This is a genomic window from Pseudomonas sp. TE3899 (assembly GCF_056279105.1).
The window spans coordinates 4,714,752-4,730,031 of record NZ_JBWBQR010000001.1 but is presented as its reverse complement, the minus strand read 5'-3'; the positions used below and the strand labels follow the sequence as shown (position 1 = coordinate 4,730,031).

14 protein-coding genes are annotated in these 15,280 nt (G+C 60.7%); 11 read left to right on the top strand and 3 right to left on the bottom strand.

What is annotated here, in order from left to right:
• The 8 genes from ACZ89E_RS21540 (at nucleotide 1) to ACZ89E_RS21505 (ending at nucleotide 7,083) form a co-directional block, all read left to right on the top strand.
• Entirely contained in the window at nucleotides 1-402 is a 402-nt protein-coding gene (locus tag ACZ89E_RS21540; RefSeq protein ID WP_003220570.1) for an ExbD/TolR family protein, read from the top strand.
• A gap of 310 nt (nucleotides 403-712) precedes the next feature.
• Nucleotides 713-1,294, top strand: a complete 582-nt coding sequence (locus tag ACZ89E_RS21535; protein WP_133840072.1) for an alpha/beta hydrolase — start codon at nucleotides 713-715, stop codon at nucleotides 1,292-1,294.
• 53 nt (nucleotides 1,295-1,347) lie between these two features.
• Nucleotides 1,348-2,277 carry a sigma 54-interacting transcriptional regulator gene (locus ACZ89E_RS21530; protein ID WP_149659004.1) on the top strand — a complete coding sequence of 310 codons (930 nt, stop codon included), beginning with the start codon at nucleotides 1,348-1,350 and terminating at the stop codon, nucleotides 2,275-2,277.
• 497 nt (nucleotides 2,278-2,774) lie between these two features.
• A complete protein-coding gene (locus ACZ89E_RS21525) occupies nucleotides 2,775-3,557 on the top strand; it encodes a MetQ/NlpA family ABC transporter substrate-binding protein (RefSeq protein WP_149659005.1) in 783 nt (260 codons plus the stop codon).
• Between the two features lie 563 nt (nucleotides 3,558-4,120).
• Entirely contained in the window at nucleotides 4,121-4,786 is a 666-nt protein-coding gene (locus ACZ89E_RS21520) for an amino acid ABC transporter permease (RefSeq protein ID WP_149659006.1), read from the top strand.
• The gene (locus ACZ89E_RS21515) at nucleotides 4,767-5,426 is read left to right on the top strand and encodes an amino acid ABC transporter permease (protein WP_149659007.1); all 660 of its coding nucleotides are present in this window, start codon (nucleotides 4,767-4,769) and stop codon (nucleotides 5,424-5,426) included. The genes ACZ89E_RS21520 and ACZ89E_RS21515 overlap by 20 nt, the downstream gene beginning before the upstream one ends.
• Nucleotides 5,423-6,205, top strand: coding sequence for an amino acid ABC transporter ATP-binding protein (locus ACZ89E_RS21510; RefSeq protein ID WP_476256407.1), 783 nt, complete (start codon nucleotides 5,423-5,425; stop codon nucleotides 6,203-6,205). Before ACZ89E_RS21515 ends, ACZ89E_RS21510 begins: the two co-directional genes overlap by 4 nt.
• The gene (locus ACZ89E_RS21505) at nucleotides 6,202-7,083 is read left to right on the top strand and encodes a transporter substrate-binding domain-containing protein (protein ID WP_149659009.1); all 882 of its coding nucleotides are present in this window, start codon (nucleotides 6,202-6,204) and stop codon (nucleotides 7,081-7,083) included. The genes ACZ89E_RS21510 and ACZ89E_RS21505 overlap by 4 nt, the downstream gene beginning before the upstream one ends.
• Nucleotides 7,084-7,263: 180 nt before the next feature.
• Here ACZ89E_RS21505 and ACZ89E_RS21500 read toward each other — a convergent pair whose 3' ends face one another.
• Nucleotides 7,264-8,424: an AAA family ATPase gene (locus tag ACZ89E_RS21500; RefSeq protein ID WP_476256406.1), complete on the bottom strand. Its 1,161-nt coding sequence runs from the start codon at nucleotides 8,422-8,424 to the stop codon at nucleotides 7,264-7,266.
• A gap of 329 nt (nucleotides 8,425-8,753) precedes the next feature.
• Here ACZ89E_RS21500 and ACZ89E_RS21495 point away from each other — a divergent pair, with 329 nt between their 5' ends.
• From ACZ89E_RS21495 to ACZ89E_RS21485, 3 genes are read left to right on the top strand one after another with little or no spacing between them, the layout of a single operon-like run.
• Nucleotides 8,754-9,857 (top strand): efflux RND transporter periplasmic adaptor subunit, encoded by a 1,104-nt coding sequence (locus ACZ89E_RS21495; protein ID WP_463259077.1) that lies wholly within the window; start codon nucleotides 8,754-8,756, stop codon nucleotides 9,855-9,857.
• Entirely contained in the window at nucleotides 9,854-10,921 is a 1,068-nt protein-coding gene (locus ACZ89E_RS21490) for an efflux RND transporter periplasmic adaptor subunit (RefSeq protein WP_476256405.1), read from the top strand. The genes ACZ89E_RS21495 and ACZ89E_RS21490 overlap by 4 nt, the downstream gene beginning before the upstream one ends.
• Nucleotides 10,918-13,971, top strand: coding sequence for an efflux RND transporter permease subunit (locus ACZ89E_RS21485; RefSeq protein WP_149659014.1), 3,054 nt, complete (start codon nucleotides 10,918-10,920; stop codon nucleotides 13,969-13,971). The genes ACZ89E_RS21490 and ACZ89E_RS21485 overlap by 4 nt, the downstream gene beginning before the upstream one ends.
• 108 nt (nucleotides 13,972-14,079) lie before the next feature.
• On the opposite strand, the gene ACZ89E_RS21480 is transcribed toward ACZ89E_RS21485, so the two are convergent.
• Together ACZ89E_RS21480 and ACZ89E_RS21475 are read right to left on the bottom strand one after the other, a co-directional pair.
• Nucleotides 14,080-14,709 carry a class I SAM-dependent methyltransferase gene (locus tag ACZ89E_RS21480; protein WP_463259080.1) on the bottom strand — a complete coding sequence of 210 codons (630 nt, stop codon included), beginning with the start codon at nucleotides 14,707-14,709 and terminating at the stop codon, nucleotides 14,080-14,082.
• 153 nt (nucleotides 14,710-14,862) lie between these two features.
• Nucleotides 14,863-15,207, bottom strand: coding sequence for a DUF6124 family protein (locus ACZ89E_RS21475; RefSeq protein WP_476256404.1), 345 nt, complete (start codon nucleotides 15,205-15,207; stop codon nucleotides 14,863-14,865).
• Nucleotides 15,208-15,280: the final 73 nt, after the last annotated feature.

The window sequence follows — 15,280 nt, the reverse complement described above, 5'->3', positions numbered from 1 at the left end:
ATGGCCTTCTCCACGCAAGACAGCGATGAGGTGCTGAGCGAGATCAACGTGACACCGCTGGTGGACGTGATGCTGGTGCTGCTGGTGGTGTTTATCGTCACCGCGCCGCTGCTGACCAATGCGATCCCGATCAACCTGCCCAAGACCGAGGCCGTGGCCCCGGTGGAGCAGAAAGACCCGCTGGTGGTCAGCATCGACGGCGCCGGCAAGCTGTTTATCAACAAGGATGAAATCCAGCCGGACTTGCTGGAATTCAACCTGAAATCGGCGAAGGCCAAGGACCCGGAAGTGCGCGTGCAATTACAGGCGGACGACGGGGTGAATTATGGCGAAGTGGCACGGGCCATGGCCTCGATCGAGCGGGCGGGGATTACCAAGTTGTCGGTGATTACCGCGCGGTAGGTTTTCTACAGTTTTCCGGGGCCGTCTCCTTGGCAGGGTGCGGCCCTTTTTTTTGGCGTAAAGATCGTTCCCACGCTCTAACGATCGTTCCCACGCGCAGCAAAGGAATGCCGCCCGGGACGCTCCGCGTCCCTTCCAATGTCGTGACGCGGAGCGTCACAGGATGCATTCCTTTGCTGCGCGTGGGAACGATCAGTATCCGGCTTCATATTCTTTATAGGTCTTAATAAATAGCTTCTTATTCCTTAACGAATATAACTCTCGTCCCTATACTCGATCAGGAACAGACACGCAGCAGGAGAGCTCCCCCATGCGCAACGAATCAATTCGCTACCTGATTGTGCCGGGCTGGCAAGGATCGCCGGAAGATCATTGGCAAAGCCATTGGCAGAACAGTCTGCCGAACAGCGCACGGGTGGAGCAGGCCGATTGGCTGACGCCACGCCGTGAAGACTGGGTCGCGGCGCTGGCCGAGGCGATCGCCGCCGACAGCACGCCGGTGATCCTGATCGCCCACAGCCTGGGTTGCATCACCGTGGCCCATTGGGCCGCCACCGCGCCGGTGCAGTTTTTGCGGCAAGTGCGCGGCGCCTTGCTGGTCGCGCCGGCGGACGTCGAACGCCCGGCGTGCTCGCCAGCGTTGCGTAATTTCGCACCGATTCCGACCACCCTGTTGCCGTTCCCGAGCCAGGTCGTCAGCTCCGACAACGACAGCGCCGTCAGTGCTCCCCGTGCAATGGAGCTGGCCCGCAATTGGGGCGCCGAGGCGGGAATTCTCTCGGGTGCCGGGCACATCAACGTCAAGTCCGGTCACCAGCGTTGGGAGCAGGGTTTTGCCTATCTCTATCGCCTGCAAAACCGCATGGAGCATCACGCCCTGCGCCGCGCCTGATTTCTATTTTTTCAACGCCCCCGTCTCCCGGCGGTTTTGGGCGGGAGTCTGCCATGAGTTTTGAAGCCTTCGGTCAGCCGCTGCTGACCTTCCCCGACGCCGAAAAAAGCCCCCTGAGCATCCGCGCCAAAGCGCTGGTGTTCGTCGATCCACGCTCGCGGCAGTTGCGCCAGGAATTGGAGCAATTGGCCCCACGCGCCATTTCCGTATTGATTCGCGGCGAAACCGGCAGCGGCAAGGAATTGCTCGCGCGCCACATTCATCGCGCCAGTGATCGCGGCGGCTTGTTCGTCTCGGTCAATTGCGGCGCGATCAGTCCCACTTACGCCGACGCCGAATTGTTCGGCTACGCCGCCGGCAGCTACACCGGCTCGGCCAGCAGTCGCGCCGGCTGGTTTGGCTCGGCCAATGGCGGGACGCTGTACCTGGACGAGATCGGCGACTTGCCGTTGCCGATCCAGATCAAGTTGCTGTCGGCCCTGGAAAACCACGAAGTCACCCGCGTCGGCGCGCCCCAGCCGAGCCCGGTGGACGTGCGCCTGGTCGCCGCCACCAGCATCGACCTGGCCCAAGCCGTGGCAGCGGGAAAATTTCACGAACGGCTTTATCACTACCTCAGCGAAGGCCAGCTCGAATTGCCTGCGTTGCGTGAGCGGGTGGGCGACATTCTGTCCTTGGCGGAATATTTCCTCGGCATCTACAGCCAACGCCTGGACCTGCCCGTGCCGCTGATCAGCGAAGCCGCGCAACAGGTACTGGAGGCTCACAGCTGGCCGGGCAACACCCGGGAGCTGGAGAACGTCATTCACTTCGCGCTGCTGGTGAGCACCGGGGATGAGATCTTGCCGGAGCATTTGAATTTGCCGGAGGTGCCTATTTCATTGGTGCAGATTGAGAGTCAGATCAAACAGATTCTCGGCAATGGATCTGTGGCGGAACAAACAGCCTTGAAACAACTGCTAAAAAACGCCGCACTCCTGTAGGAGCAAAGCTTGCTCGCGAACCAGACGACGCGGTGTGTCAGAAAGAACGCTATCGCTGTAGGAGCAAAGCTTGCTCGCGAACCAGACGACACGGTGTATCAGGAAGAACGCTATCGCTGTAGGAGCAAAGCTTGCTCGCGAACCAGACGACACGGTGTGTCAGAAAGAACGCTATCGCTGTAGGAGCAAAGCTTGCTCGCGAACCAGACGACACGGTGTGTCAGAAAGAACGCTATCGCTGTAGGAGCAAAGCTTGCTCGCGAACCCAGACGACGCGGTGTGTCATGAAGGACGCCTTCGCGGGCAAGCCTCGCTCCTACAGGTAACGTGCGGGCTAGAGCTGTATGAACAAAATGGAATATCAAAGTGAATAAAAGATATTGTTCGGGAATAAAAAATCCCGGTATTGTCCGCTTCACGCCAGCGATAGCACTTCACTGGCACTCGTACTAATAGCCGTCGCCATAAGCGACCGTGATTTCCGATAAGGACACTGCATGAAAAAGGTTCTGTTGTTCACCGCATTGGCGGCTGCCCTGACTGCAAGCCTGGCCCAGGCTGGCGAGAAACTGGTGGTTGCGGCGACCCCGGTCCCACACGCCGAGATTCTGGAACTGATCAAACCGACCCTCGCCAAAGAAGGCGTGGATCTGGAAATCAAAGTCTTCACCGACTACGTTCAGCCGAACGTGCAGGTCGATCAGAAGCGTCTGGACGCCAACTACTTCCAGACCCTGCCGTACCTGAAAAGCTTCAACGAAGGCAAAGGCACTAACCTGGTGACCGTGATCGGCGTGCACGTCGAACCGTTCGGCGGCTACTCGAAGAAAGTCAAAACCCTGGCTGAGCTCAAGGACGGCGCCACCATCGCCATCCCTAACGAAGGCAGCAACAGCGGCCGCGCCCTGATCCTGCTGCAGAAGGCTGGCCTGATCGAGTTGAAAGACCCGAAAAACGCCCTGGCCACCCCGAAAGACATCGCCAAGAACCCGCACAACTTCAAGTTCAAGGAACTGGAATCGGCCATGCTCCCGCGTGTGCTGGACCAGGTCGACCTGGACATGATCAACACCAACTACGCGCTGGAAGCAGGCCTGAACCCGGCTAAAGACGCGCTGGTGATTGAAGGTGCCGATTCGCCGTACGTGAACTTCCTGGTGGCTCGTCCGGACAACAAGGACAGCGACGCTATCCAGAAACTGGCCAAAGCCCTGACCAGCCCGGAAGTGAAAGCGTTCATCGCCAAGAAGTACAACGGCGCGGTATTGCCAGCGTTCTGATTTGACGCCGCTTTAAACCCCTTCAAGGTTTCGAACGCCGACGGCTGATGCTAGCGTCGGCGTGATCGTTCCCACGCTCTGCGTGGGAATGCCTCAACGGACGCTCCGCGTTCGGCTTTGGATGTGACGCGGAGCGTCACGGGCTGCATTCCCACGCGGAGCGTGGGAACGATCAAAGCGCTCTTCAGGCCGCCTGCGCCTTCAACGCCCGGCGCAACGCCACCAACAACTTCACGATGTCCTGCGGGTCCAGCCGCTGCGGTGCTTTTACGTCAGCCATATTCTTCTCTTCCTTGTGATGGGTTTGGCCGGGAGTCTGGCCAAAAGCTGTGCGTCCTTGGAGGGGCTTTTTGAAAAAAAGATCCTTCCTACAGCGAAAAGGAAAATAGCCGTCATCCGTTGTTGCCGCAAATCCACGAGATAGTTTTTTGTGTGATATCAATATGCTTTAACGGTATTTAAATTCCTCTTTTTATACCTTTAAAGTCGGTGCCTGCCGGACGGTTATCCACCGTTCATGGACTGCACCACCGTCGCTTACCGAGCGACGTCCAGGATGTTCAATGAACTTCGATTACGCTTTTATCCTCAGCACCCTGCCGGCGTTTCTCAAAGCCGTGGGCGTGACGCTGCAGGTCGGCTTCATCGCCATCGGCACCTCGCTGCTGGTGGCGCTGATCAACGCGACGATCCTGGTGTTTCGCACGCCTTACTTGCAGCGCCTGGTCGGGTTGTATGTGGAACTGGCGCGCAACACCCCGTTGTTGATTCAGTTGTTCTTCGTCTACTTCGCCCTGCCAACGCTGGGCATTCGCGTTTCCGGATTTACCGCAGCGATCATCACCATGACCTTCCTTGGCGGCGCGTACCTCACGGAAGTGCTGCGTGCGGGTGTGGATGCGGTGCCGCACGCGCAACTGGAATCGGGCCGCTCCATCGGCCTGTCCCACGGGCAATTGCTGCGCTACGTGATCCTGCCGCAAGCCGGGATCCTCAGCCTGCCGTCGCTGTTCGCCAATTTCATTTTCCTGCTCAAGGAAACCACCGTGGTTTCGGCGGTGGCGGTGCCGGAGATTCTCTACACCACCAAGAGCTACATCGCGCTCTACTACAAAACCTACGAAATGCTCGCCGTGCTGACGCTGATTTGCGTGCTGCTGTTCTTGCCGCTGTCGCTGCTGCTCAGCCGTCTGGAAAGGAGGCTCCAGCATGGCCAGTTCGGGTCTTGAATTGCTGTGGGTGTCGTTGCCGCAACTGGGCAAGGGCGCCGCGCAAACCTTATCGATTTCCTTTCTGAGCATCGCCATCAGTACCGTCGGCGGCGTGCTCTACGGCGTGCTGCGCACGCTGAATTCGAAATGGCTGAACGCGTTCCTGCGGGTCTATCTGGAACTGTTCCGCGCGATCCCGGTGTTGGTCTGGCTGTACCTGATGTTTTTCGGCCTGCCGATTTTCTTTGGCCTGAGCATTCCGAGCTTCTGGTGCGCGGTGCTGGTGCTGTCGCTGTGGGGCGCCAGCGAGGTGGGCGAAGTGGTGCGCGGCGCGTTGTTGTCGTTGCCTCGCGGCCAGCGCGAAGCGGGGTTGTCGATTGGCCTGGATGGCCCGCAACTCTACGGCTACGTGCTGCTGCCCCAGGCGCTGAAACGCATGACGCCGCCGACCATCAACGTCTACACGCGAATCATCAAGACCAGTTCCCTGGCGGTGCTGATCGGTGTGGTGGACGTGATCAAGGTCGGCCAGCAGATCATCGAACGTACCTACGAATCGGTGCTGATCTACGGCGCACTGTTCCTGTTTTTCTTTTTCATCTGCTACCCGCTCTCGGCCGCCTCGCGCGTGCTGGAGCGGCGCTGGACGCAAGCATGAGCGCATTGATCGAGTTCAAGGGTTTCAACAAGTTTTTCGGCGAGCAGCAGGTGCTCAAAGAGATCGACCTGCAAGTAAAACCAGGCGAAGTCATCGTGATCCTCGGCCCCAGCGGCTGCGGCAAAAGCACCTTGCTGCGCTGTCTCAACGGCCTCGAAGTCGCCCACAGCGGCAGCCTGACCTTCAACGGCCGCGAGTTGCTGGACAAGGGCACCGACTGGCGCGACGTGCGTCAGCAGATCGGCATGGTGTTCCAGAGTTATCACCTGTTCCCGCACATGAACGTGCTCGACAACGTGCTGCTCGGCCCGGTCAAAGTACAGAAACGCGATCGCCGCGACGCCCGCGCCCAGGCAGAAGCGCTGCTCGAACGCGTCGGTCTGCTGGACAAGCGCGACGCCTTCCCACGTCAGCTCTCCGGCGGCCAGCAGCAACGCATCGCCATCGTCCGCTCGCTGTGCATGAACCCTAAAGTGATGCTGTTCGATGAAGTCACCGCCGCCCTCGACCCGGAGATGGTCAAGGAAGTGCTGGAAGTGATTCAGGGCCTGGCCCGCGAAGGCATGACCTTGCTCATCGTCACCCACGAAATGGCCTTTGCCCGCGCCGTGGCTGACCGCATTGTGTTCATGGATGCCGGGCGCATCCTCGAACAAAACCCTCCCGAGCTTTTCTTTACGAACCCGCAAACCGCACGAGCGCAGCAGTTCCTGGAGAAATTCTCCTACGTCGAAGCCCTGCCCAAAAAGACTCAAACAAAGGAACTGGAACCGCTATGAAAACTGCCAAGTCTTCACTCTTTTTACTGCCGCTGCTCGGCCTCGCACTGCTGGCCGGTTGCAACAAAACCGAAGAACCGCCGAAGCCGAAAGTCGCCAGCGAAAGCGCCGCGCCGGCCGGCTACCTGGACAAAATCAAGGCCCGGGACAAGCTGATCGTCGGCGTCTTCACCGATAAGCCACCGTTCGGTTTTGTCGATGAGGCCGGGCGCTACGTCGGTTTTGATACCGACATCGGCCGTCAATTCGCCAAGGATCTGTTGGGCGATGAGAACAAAGTCGAATTCGTCGCCGTTGAACCGGCGAGCCGGATTCCGTTCCTGCAAAGCGACAAGGTTGACCTGATCCTGGCCAACATGACCGTCACCCCGGAGCGCAAGGAAGCGGTGGAATTCACCAACCCGAACCTCAAGGTCGCGGTGCAGGCCCTTGTCCCGCAGGGCAGCTCGGTGAAAAACCTCGATGACCTCGCGACCCGCACCACCATCGTGACCACCGGCACCACCGCCGATATCTGGCTGACCAAGAATCACCCGGACTGGAAACTGCTCAAGTTCGAGAAAAACTCCGAGTCCCTGCAAGCCCTGGCCAATGGTCGTGGCGATGCTTATGCACAAGACAACCTGGTGCTGTTCAGCTGGGCCAAGCAGAATCCTGGCTACCGCGTGCTGGCCCAGACCCTGGGCGCCGAAGCACCGATTGCGCCGGCGGTGAAGAAGGGCAACCTCGAACTGCGGGACTGGGTGAACACCGAGTTGGCGAAGTTGGGTGAAGAGAAATATCTGCTCAAGCTGTACGACCAGTACGTGCGTAAAGAACTGAGCGATGACACCAAGCCTGAGAGCGTGATTGTTGAAGGTGGGAAGTGGCAGGGGTGATTCGCTGACCTGATCGTTCCCACCTGTGGCGAGGGAGCTTGCTCCCGCTGGGGTGCGCCGCACCCCCAAGACCTGAGTATGCGATTTGTCTGAGTTAACGCATCGATGGTTTTACGGCTGCTGCGCAGCCGAGCGGGAGCAAGCTCCCTCGCCACAAAGCGTGGGAACGATCGGTGTACTTCAATCCGGCCAATTCCACGCCGGCTCATCCAGCACCCGTTGCCCGACGATCCCGGTCTGGCCCAAGGTCTTCTCCAGCACAATGCAATTGCACTCCAGGTCTTCCTGCAACGCCGAGATCAAGCGCCGGGCATGGGACACCACCCACACCTGACATTGCTCGGACGCACGGATGATCAACCGCGCCAACGCCGGCAACAGGTCCGGGTGCAGGCTGGTTTCCGGCTCGTTCAGCACCATCAGCGTCGGCGGTCGAGGCGTCAGCAAGGCGGCGACCAGCAGCAGATAACGCAGCGTGCCATCCGACAACTCCGCCGCCGACAACGGCCGCAACAACCCTTCCTGATAAAACTCGATGGCGAAGCGTCCACCCTGCAACGGTGCGATGTTCAAGCGCGCGCCGGGGAACGCATCGCTGATGGCGGCCTGCAACGCTTCGGGATCGCCGATTTCGCGGATGGTCTGCAACGCTGCCGCGAGGTCGCGACCGTCGTGGTGCAGCACCGGCGTGCGCGTACCCAACTGCGGTTGACGCACCGGGGCGTCGGCGTCACTGCGAAAGTGATCGTAGAAGCGCCAGCGGCGGATGAACTCGCGCAGGTGCATGACTTCCGGGGAGGTGCGAAAACTGCCGACCTGATCGAACAGGCTGTCGAAATTCGGCGTGTGTTGAGCCAGTACATCCCAGTTGCGGCCCTCGCGGGCGCGGATCATCGGGCCTTCGCGATCCACCAGCAGGCTGGCCGGGCGGTAGAGCGGCCCGGCCCAGATGCATTCTTTTTTGATTTCCGGGTCGAGGGCAAAGTAAGACTCGGTCGGCGCCGGCAAACCCAGGGCAATCGAATAGCTGAAGTCTTCGCCGGCAAACCCCAGGCGCAGGCGTTTGACGCCCTGGCGCACGGTGGCTTCGATCGGCACTTCGCCGTTACGCATGCGCCGGCTGATGTTCTCCGGCCCGGCCCAGAACGTTGAATCCAGCCCGCCCTCACGGGCCAGCGCATTGACCACGCCGCCCTGGGCCGTTTCCGCCAACAGGCGCAAGGCGCGATAGAGGTTGGACTTGCCGCTGCCGTTGGGGCCGGTGATCAGGTTCAACCGACCCAGCGGGATCACCAATTTATTGATTGAGCGGTAATTGGCCACCGCGAGGGTTTTGAGCATGGGGAGCTTCCTGCTGCGTAGGCGGCCAGTTTGCCTTATTGTCGGCCATGAGTAGATCCCTGTGGCAAGCGAGCATTTGTGGCGAGCGAGCTTGCCTGTGGCGAGGGGGCTTGCCCCCGTTGGGCTGCGAAGCGGCCCCGCTGTTTTCTCAGATACACCGCATCTGCAGCTATTGCGACTGCTGCGCAGTCGAACGGGGGCAAGCCCCCTCGCCACAGGTTATTCACTGGGCCCCAGGGTTTGCAGCAAACCTGCACGCCCGTTGAACCCTGTTCTAAGCTCACAGTCGTATCGTCACTTGCACGTTCGTACAAGGAAAAGGAGTCTGCATGGCGGGTACCGGGTTGAAAATAATAGTGGGGCTGGGCGTCTTCGCCCTGCTGACCGCCTGTGGCGATAAAAAACCGGTCGAGAAAGACCTGCCGCGCGTCTTCGTGCAAGCGGTCAAGCCTGCGGATTACGCCGCTTCCGTGACCCTTACCGGCGACGTCCAGGCCCGGGTGCAGACCGAGTTGTCGTTCCGCGTCGGCGGCAAGATCATTCAGCGCATGGTCGATGTCGGTGACCGGGTTTCGGCCAAGCAGGTACTGGCCAAACTTGACCCGAAGGACCTGCAGACCAACGTCGATTCCGCCCAGGCCCAGGTCACCGCCGAACAGGCCCGGGTCAAGCAGACCGCCGCCGCGTTCGTGCGCCAGCAAAAACTCCTGCCCAAGGGCTACACCAGCCAAAGCGAATACGATGCGGCCCAGGCTGCACTACGCAGTAGTCAAAGCGCCCTGACCGCCGCCCAGGCGCAATTGGCCAACGCCCGGGAACAACTGAGCTACACCTCACTGATCTCCGAAGCGCCGGGGGTGATTACCGCGCGCCAGGCCGAAGTCGGCCAGGTCGTGCAGGCCACCGTGCCGATCTTCAGCCTGGCCCGGGACGGCGAACGCGACGCCGTGTTCAACGTCTACGAATCGCTGCTGGCCGAGCCGCCCTCGGACAAATCCGTGGTAGTCAGCCTGCTCGACAACCCGGCGATCAAAACCACCGGCACTGTCCGGGAAATCACGCCAGCGGTGTCCGCGCAGACCGGCACCGTGCAAGTCAAAGTCACCCTCAACGGCCTGCCCGACGGCATGCAACTCGGCTCGGTGGTCAGCGCCACGGCCAAGGCGCCGGGCAAATCCGCCGTGGAATTGCCCTGGTCAGCGCTAACGAAAAACCTCAACGAACCCGCCGTGTGGCTGGTGGACGCCGACGGCAAGGCGCAACTGCACAACGTCACCGTCGGCCGTTACCTGACGGGCAACGTCATCATCAGCGACGGCCTGGACGGTGGTGAAAAAGTCATCATCGCTGGCGGCCAGTTATTGCACCCGGGAATGAAAGTGGAAATCGCCGAGAACACCTACAAGGATCTGGCGCCGGGAGCTGAACAATGAAGCGCCTGATGCTGTTGACCACCGGTTTGCTACTGGTCGCCTGCTCGAAAAAAGAACCGCCGCCGGAGCCGGTGCGCCCGGTGCTGTCCATCGAGGTCAAAGCGTTGAGTCAGGAAGACCTCGGCCGTTTCGCCGGCAGCATCCAGGCGCGCTACGAAAGCAATATCGGCTTTCGGGTGCCGGGCCGGATTGCCAGCCGTAACGTCGATGTCGGCGCCGAAGTCGAGAAGGGCGCCTTGCTCGCGACCCTCGACCCCACCGATCAGCAGAACCAATTGCGCTCGGCCCAGGGCGATCTGGCGCGGATCCAGGCGCAGCTCATCAACGCCCAGGCCAGCGCTCGCCGGCAGCAGGAATTGTTTGATCGTGGGGTCGGCGCCCAGGCGCAACTCGACATCGCCCAGACCGACCTGAAAACCACCCAGGCGTCCCTCGATCAGGCCAAGGCTTCGGTGGATCAGGCCAAGGACCAACTCAACTACGTGCAATTGCGCACCGATCACAAAGCCATCGTCACCGCGTGGAATGCCGAAGCCGGGCAAGTCGTCACCGCCGGCCAGCAAGTCGTGACCCTGGCGCAACCGGACATCAAGGAAGCGGTGATCGACCTGCCCGATACCCTGGTCGATCAGTTGCCGGCGGACGTGGTGTTTCAGGTGGCCGCGCAACTGGACCCGAGCATCACCAGCACCGCGACGATCCGTGAAATCGAGCCCCAGGCCCAAAGCGCGACCCGCACCCGTCGCGCACGCCTGACCCTGACCGACACGCCAGCGGGCTTTCGCCTCGGCACCGCGATCAGCGTGACCCTCAGTTCCGCGATCAAACCGCGTCTTGAATTGCCGCTCAACGCCCTGCAAGAGGTCGATGGCAAAACCCGGATCTGGGTGGTCGACCCGCAGACTCAAACCGTTTCCCCTCGGGATGTGAGCCTGATCAGCCGCACCGATTCAACGGTGGTGCTGGCCGACGGCGTGAAGTCCGGCGAGCGCGTGGTCAGTGCCGGTGTAAACAGCCTGAAACCCGGGCAGAAAGTCAAAGTCGATGAGGGCAGCCCGCAATGAAAGGGAGTTTCAACTTATCCGAATGGGCCCTCAAACATCAGTCGTTTGTCTGGTATTTGATGTTCGTCGCGCTGCTGATGGGCGTGTTCTCCTACATGAACCTGGGCCGCGAGGAAGACCCCTCGTTCACCATCAAAACCATGGTCATCCAGACCCGCTGGCCCGGCGCGACCCAGGAAGAAACCCTCAAGCAGGTCACGGACCGCATCGAGAAAAAACTCGAGGAACTCGACTCCCTCGACTACGTGAAAAGCTACACCCGACCCGGTGAATCAACCGTGTTCGTGTACCTGCGCGACACCACCAGCGCCAAGGACATCCCGGAAATCTGGTACCAGGTGCGCAAGAAGATCAACGACATTCGCGGCGACTTCCCCAAGGGCCTGCAAGGGCCGGGGTTCAACGACGAATTCGGCGATGTGTTCGGCTCGGTGTATGCCTTTACCGCTGACGGCTTGTCGATGCGTCAGTTGCGCGACTATGTGGAACAAGTGCGGGCGGCGATTCGCGATGTGCCGGGGCTGGGCAAGGTCGAGATGATCGGCGAGCAGGATGAAGTCCTGTACCTGAATTTCTCCACGCGCAAACTCGCCGCGCTCGGCATCGATCAGCGCCAGGTGGTGCAGAGCCTGCAATCGCAGAACGCCGTGACCCCGGCGGGTGTGATCGAGGCAGGTCCCGAGCGGATTTCCGTGCGCACCTCGGGCCAGTTTGAGTCCGAGAAAGACCTGGCCAACGTCAACCTGCGGCTCAACGACCGCTTCTATCGTCTGGCCGACATCGCTGAAATCAGCCGTGGCTATGTCGACCCGGCCACCCCGCAATTCCGTTTCAACGGTCACTCGGCCATTGGCCTGGCGATTGCGATGAAGAAGGGCGGCAACATCCAGGAGTTCGGCAAGGCCCTGCACCAGCGCATGACTGACCTGACCGCCGATTTGCCGGTGGGCGTCGGCGTGCACAACGTGTCCGACCAGGCCGCGGTGGTGGAAAAAGCCGTTGGCGGCTTCACCAGTGCGTTGTTCGAAGCGGTGGTGATCGTGCTGATCGTCAGCTTCATCAGCCTTGGCGTGCGCGCCGGGCTGGTGGTGGCGTGCTCGATACCGCTGGTGCTGGCGATGGTTTTCGTCTTTATGGAATACAGCGGCATCACCATGCAGCGGATTTCCCTCGGCGCGCTGATCATCGCCCTCGGCCTGCTGGTGGACGACGCGATGATCACCGTGGAGATGATGGTCACGCGCCTGGAAATGGGCGAGACCAAGGAGCAGGCGGCGACGTTCGCCTACACCTCGACTGCATTCCCGATGCTCACCGGTACGTTGGTGACGGTGGCCGGTTTTGTGCCGATTGGCTTGAACGCCAGTTCCGCCGGTGAGTACACCTTCACCCTGTTTGCGGTGATCGCTGTGGCGATGCTGGTGTCATGGGTGGTCGCGGTGCTGTTCGCCCCGGTGATCGCCGTGCACATTCTCAGCACCAATGTGAAACCGCATTCCGCCGAGCCGGGTCGCATCGGTCGGGCGTTCAATGGCGGCATGTTCTGGGCCATGCGCAACCGCTGGTGGGCCATCGGCATCACTGTCGCGTTGTTTGTGGCGTCGGTGTTTTCCATGCAGTTCGTGCAGAACCAGTTCTTCCCGTCCTCGGACCGGCCGGAAATCCTCGTCGACCTCAACCTGCCGCAAAACGCCTCGATCGACGAGACGCGCAAGGCGGTGGACAAGCTCGAAGCGACGTTCAAGGACGACCCGGACATCGTGCGCTGGAGCACCTACATCGGCGAAGGCGCGATCCGTTTCTACCTGCCCCTCGACCAGCAATTACAGAACCCGTATTACGCGCAATTGATCATCGTCAGCAAAGGCCTGGAATCGCGCACCGCGCTCAGCCAGCGCTTGCGCGAGCGGCTGCGCAAGGACTTTGTCGGCATCGGCAGCTACGTCCAGGCCCTGGAAATGGGCCCGCCGGTGGGGCGGCCGATCCAGTACCGGGTCAGCGGCAAGGACATCGATCAGGTGCGTAAACACGCGATAGAACTGGCCACCGAACTGGATAAAAACTCGCACATCGGCGAGATCATTTACGACTGGAACGAGCCGGGCAAAGTCCTGCGCATCGACATCGCCCAGGACAAGGCGCGGCAACTGGGGCTGTCCTCGGAAGACGTGGCCAACCTGATGAACAGCATTGTGGTGGGTTCGCCGATCACTCAGGTGGACGATGACATCTACCTGATCAACGTGGTTGGTCGTGCTGAAGACGCCGAACGCGGTACGCCGGAGACCTTGCAAAACCTGCAAATCGTCACGCCGAGCGGTACGTCGATTCCGCTGCTGGCCTTCGCCACGGTGCGGTATGAGCTGGAGCAGCCGCTGGTCTGGCGCCGCGACCGCAAACCGACGATTACCATCAAGGCTGCGGTGCGCGACGAAATCCAGCCGACCGATCTGGTGAAACAACTGCAACCGACCATCGACCACTTCGCCGCCGGTTTGCCGGTGGGCTACAAAGTCGCCACCGGCGGCACCGTCGAGGAAAGCGGCAAGGCCCAGGGGCCGATTGCCAAGGTTGTGCCGCTGATGCTGTTTTTGATGGCGACGTTCCTGATGATCCAGCTGCACAGCGTGCAGAAGCTGTTCCTGGTGGCCAGCGTCGCGCCGCTCGGGCTGATCGGCGTGGTGCTGGCGCTGATCCCCACCGGCACGCCGATGGGCTTCGTGGCGATCCTCGGCATCCTGGCGCTGATCGGCATCATCATCCGCAACTCGGTGATTCTGGTGACGCAAATTGAGTCGTTGGAGAAGGAAGGCCTTGAACCGTGGGACGCGGTGGCGCAGGCGACGGAACATCGTCGCCGGCCGATTCTGCTGACGGCAGCGGCGGCGAGCCTGGGGATGATCCCGATTGCGAGGGAAGTGTTCTGGGGGCCGATGGCTTACGCGATGATTGGCGGGATCATCATCGCGACCTTGCTGACGCTGCTGTTTTTGCCGGCGCTGTATGTGGCCTGGTACAAGATTCGCGAGCCGAAAAAAGAGTCCGCTTAATGATCGTTCCCACGCTCCGCGTGGGAATGCCTCCCGGGACGCTCCGCGTCCCTACGGCGGTGACGCAGAGCGTCACGGGCTGCATTCCCACGCAGAGCGTGGGAACGATCAGTCGGCGCGGCGCCAAACGCTGGCCAACCAAGGCTGCTGCTCCCGGGGCAACCCCGCTGGTCGGTAGTAATGCTCCAGCTCCACAAACCCCGCCTCGGTCAGCAACGCCTGCCACGCCTGCAAATCGTGATACGCGCCATAACGCGGCCCGTTCCAGCCTTCCTGATTCTCCCCGCGCGGATTGGAACTGAACAACACCCCGCCCGGTTTCAACGCGGCGTACAGCTCCTTCAACACCCGAGGCAATTCCTGGCGCGGGATGTGAAACAGCACCGCGTTGGCAAAGATCCCATCGAAGCGTTCTGATGGTAAATCGAGCTTCAGGAAGTCCTGCTGCCACACTTCGCAACCACTGTCCTCCCGGGCCATCTGCGCAAACTTTTCCGAGCCATCAAGCCCGACAGCGATGTGCCCCATGCGCGTGAAGGTCTGTAGATCCCGGCCGGGACCGCAGCCAAAATCGAGAATGCTGAACGGCGCCTCACCCTGGATGTGCCGCAGCAGCGCGTCGATGTTCTGGCTGACATCGTGATCGCGCGTCCCCTCGCGAAAGCCCTCTGCCACGGAGTTGTAATGGCCCAGGGTGGTGGCGGTGATCTGCTGGAGGTCGTCGGGGGTCTGTTTCATGGTGGGCTGCGCAGGCAATGGGGATTTGCCGAATATACGCCATGAGCCTAAGGACGGGGTGGCAACGTGGGTGGCGGCTGTACGCAGGTTAGTAGGCCGGTCAATAGGAAAACCGGTGCACCCGAGAGTGCCCTGTGTACAGCCGCCAAATCTTCAGCCCTGCTTCATCCCCAGGCAATCAATCGAACGATCAACCATGGCTTTGGCGATCTCCAGCAAATGCCAAACCGAAAACACCATGGCGCGGTCCGCCCCTTTGAGCTGATCGCCACACTGATACGCCGTGACTGAGGCACAACGCAGCAAGTCAGCTACATAGAGTTGGGTGTCTTCAAAGCTCACATCGTCACTGACGTTGTAGAAACGCAGTTCATCGGGCGCCGAAGGCTGTTCGCCAGTGAGGTAGAAATCGATTGCCCGATAGAGCGCGGATCGGTCTCTGAGCGGGGCGTCGGCTTCAGGTGCGTTGGAGGGTGGATCGGGAACGGATCTTTTCATGGGTAAAACTCCTGATATTGATTGGAGCCGACCGATATCGCGACTAAACGAACAGAGGTGGCGGCTGCGCGCA

What these genes read in the sequence shown, in the direction of transcription:
- ACZ89E_RS21540 (WP_003220570.1), top strand. Translation starts at nt 1, where the DNA reads ATGGCCTTCTCCACGCAAGACAGCGATGAGGTGCTGAGCGAGATCAAC.
- ACZ89E_RS21475 (WP_476256404.1), bottom strand. Translation starts at nt 15,207, where the DNA reads ATGAAAAGATCCGTTCCCGATCCACCCTCCAACGCACCTGAAGCCGAC.
- ACZ89E_RS21510 (WP_476256407.1), top strand. Translation starts at nt 5,423, where the DNA reads ATGAGCGCATTGATCGAGTTCAAGGGTTTCAACAAGTTTTTCGGCGAG.
- ACZ89E_RS21530 (WP_149659004.1), top strand. Translation starts at nt 1,348, where the DNA reads ATGAGTTTTGAAGCCTTCGGTCAGCCGCTGCTGACCTTCCCCGACGCC.
- ACZ89E_RS21500 (WP_476256406.1), bottom strand. Translation starts at nt 8,424, where the DNA reads ATGCTCAAAACCCTCGCGGTGGCCAATTACCGCTCAATCAATAAATTG.
- ACZ89E_RS21495 (WP_463259077.1), top strand. Translation starts at nt 8,754, where the DNA reads ATGGCGGGTACCGGGTTGAAAATAATAGTGGGGCTGGGCGTCTTCGCC.
- ACZ89E_RS21520 (WP_149659006.1), top strand. Translation starts at nt 4,121, where the DNA reads ATGAACTTCGATTACGCTTTTATCCTCAGCACCCTGCCGGCGTTTCTC.
- ACZ89E_RS21525 (WP_149659005.1), top strand. Translation starts at nt 2,775, where the DNA reads ATGAAAAAGGTTCTGTTGTTCACCGCATTGGCGGCTGCCCTGACTGCA.
- ACZ89E_RS21535 (WP_133840072.1), top strand. Translation starts at nt 713, where the DNA reads ATGCGCAACGAATCAATTCGCTACCTGATTGTGCCGGGCTGGCAAGGA.
- ACZ89E_RS21485 (WP_149659014.1), top strand. Translation starts at nt 10,918, where the DNA reads ATGAAAGGGAGTTTCAACTTATCCGAATGGGCCCTCAAACATCAGTCG.
- ACZ89E_RS21515 (WP_149659007.1), top strand. Translation starts at nt 4,767, where the DNA reads ATGGCCAGTTCGGGTCTTGAATTGCTGTGGGTGTCGTTGCCGCAACTG.
- ACZ89E_RS21480 (WP_463259080.1), bottom strand. Translation starts at nt 14,709, where the DNA reads ATGAAACAGACCCCCGACGACCTCCAGCAGATCACCGCCACCACCCTG.
- ACZ89E_RS21490 (WP_476256405.1), top strand. Translation starts at nt 9,854, where the DNA reads ATGAAGCGCCTGATGCTGTTGACCACCGGTTTGCTACTGGTCGCCTGC.
- ACZ89E_RS21505 (WP_149659009.1), top strand. Translation starts at nt 6,202, where the DNA reads ATGAAAACTGCCAAGTCTTCACTCTTTTTACTGCCGCTGCTCGGCCTC.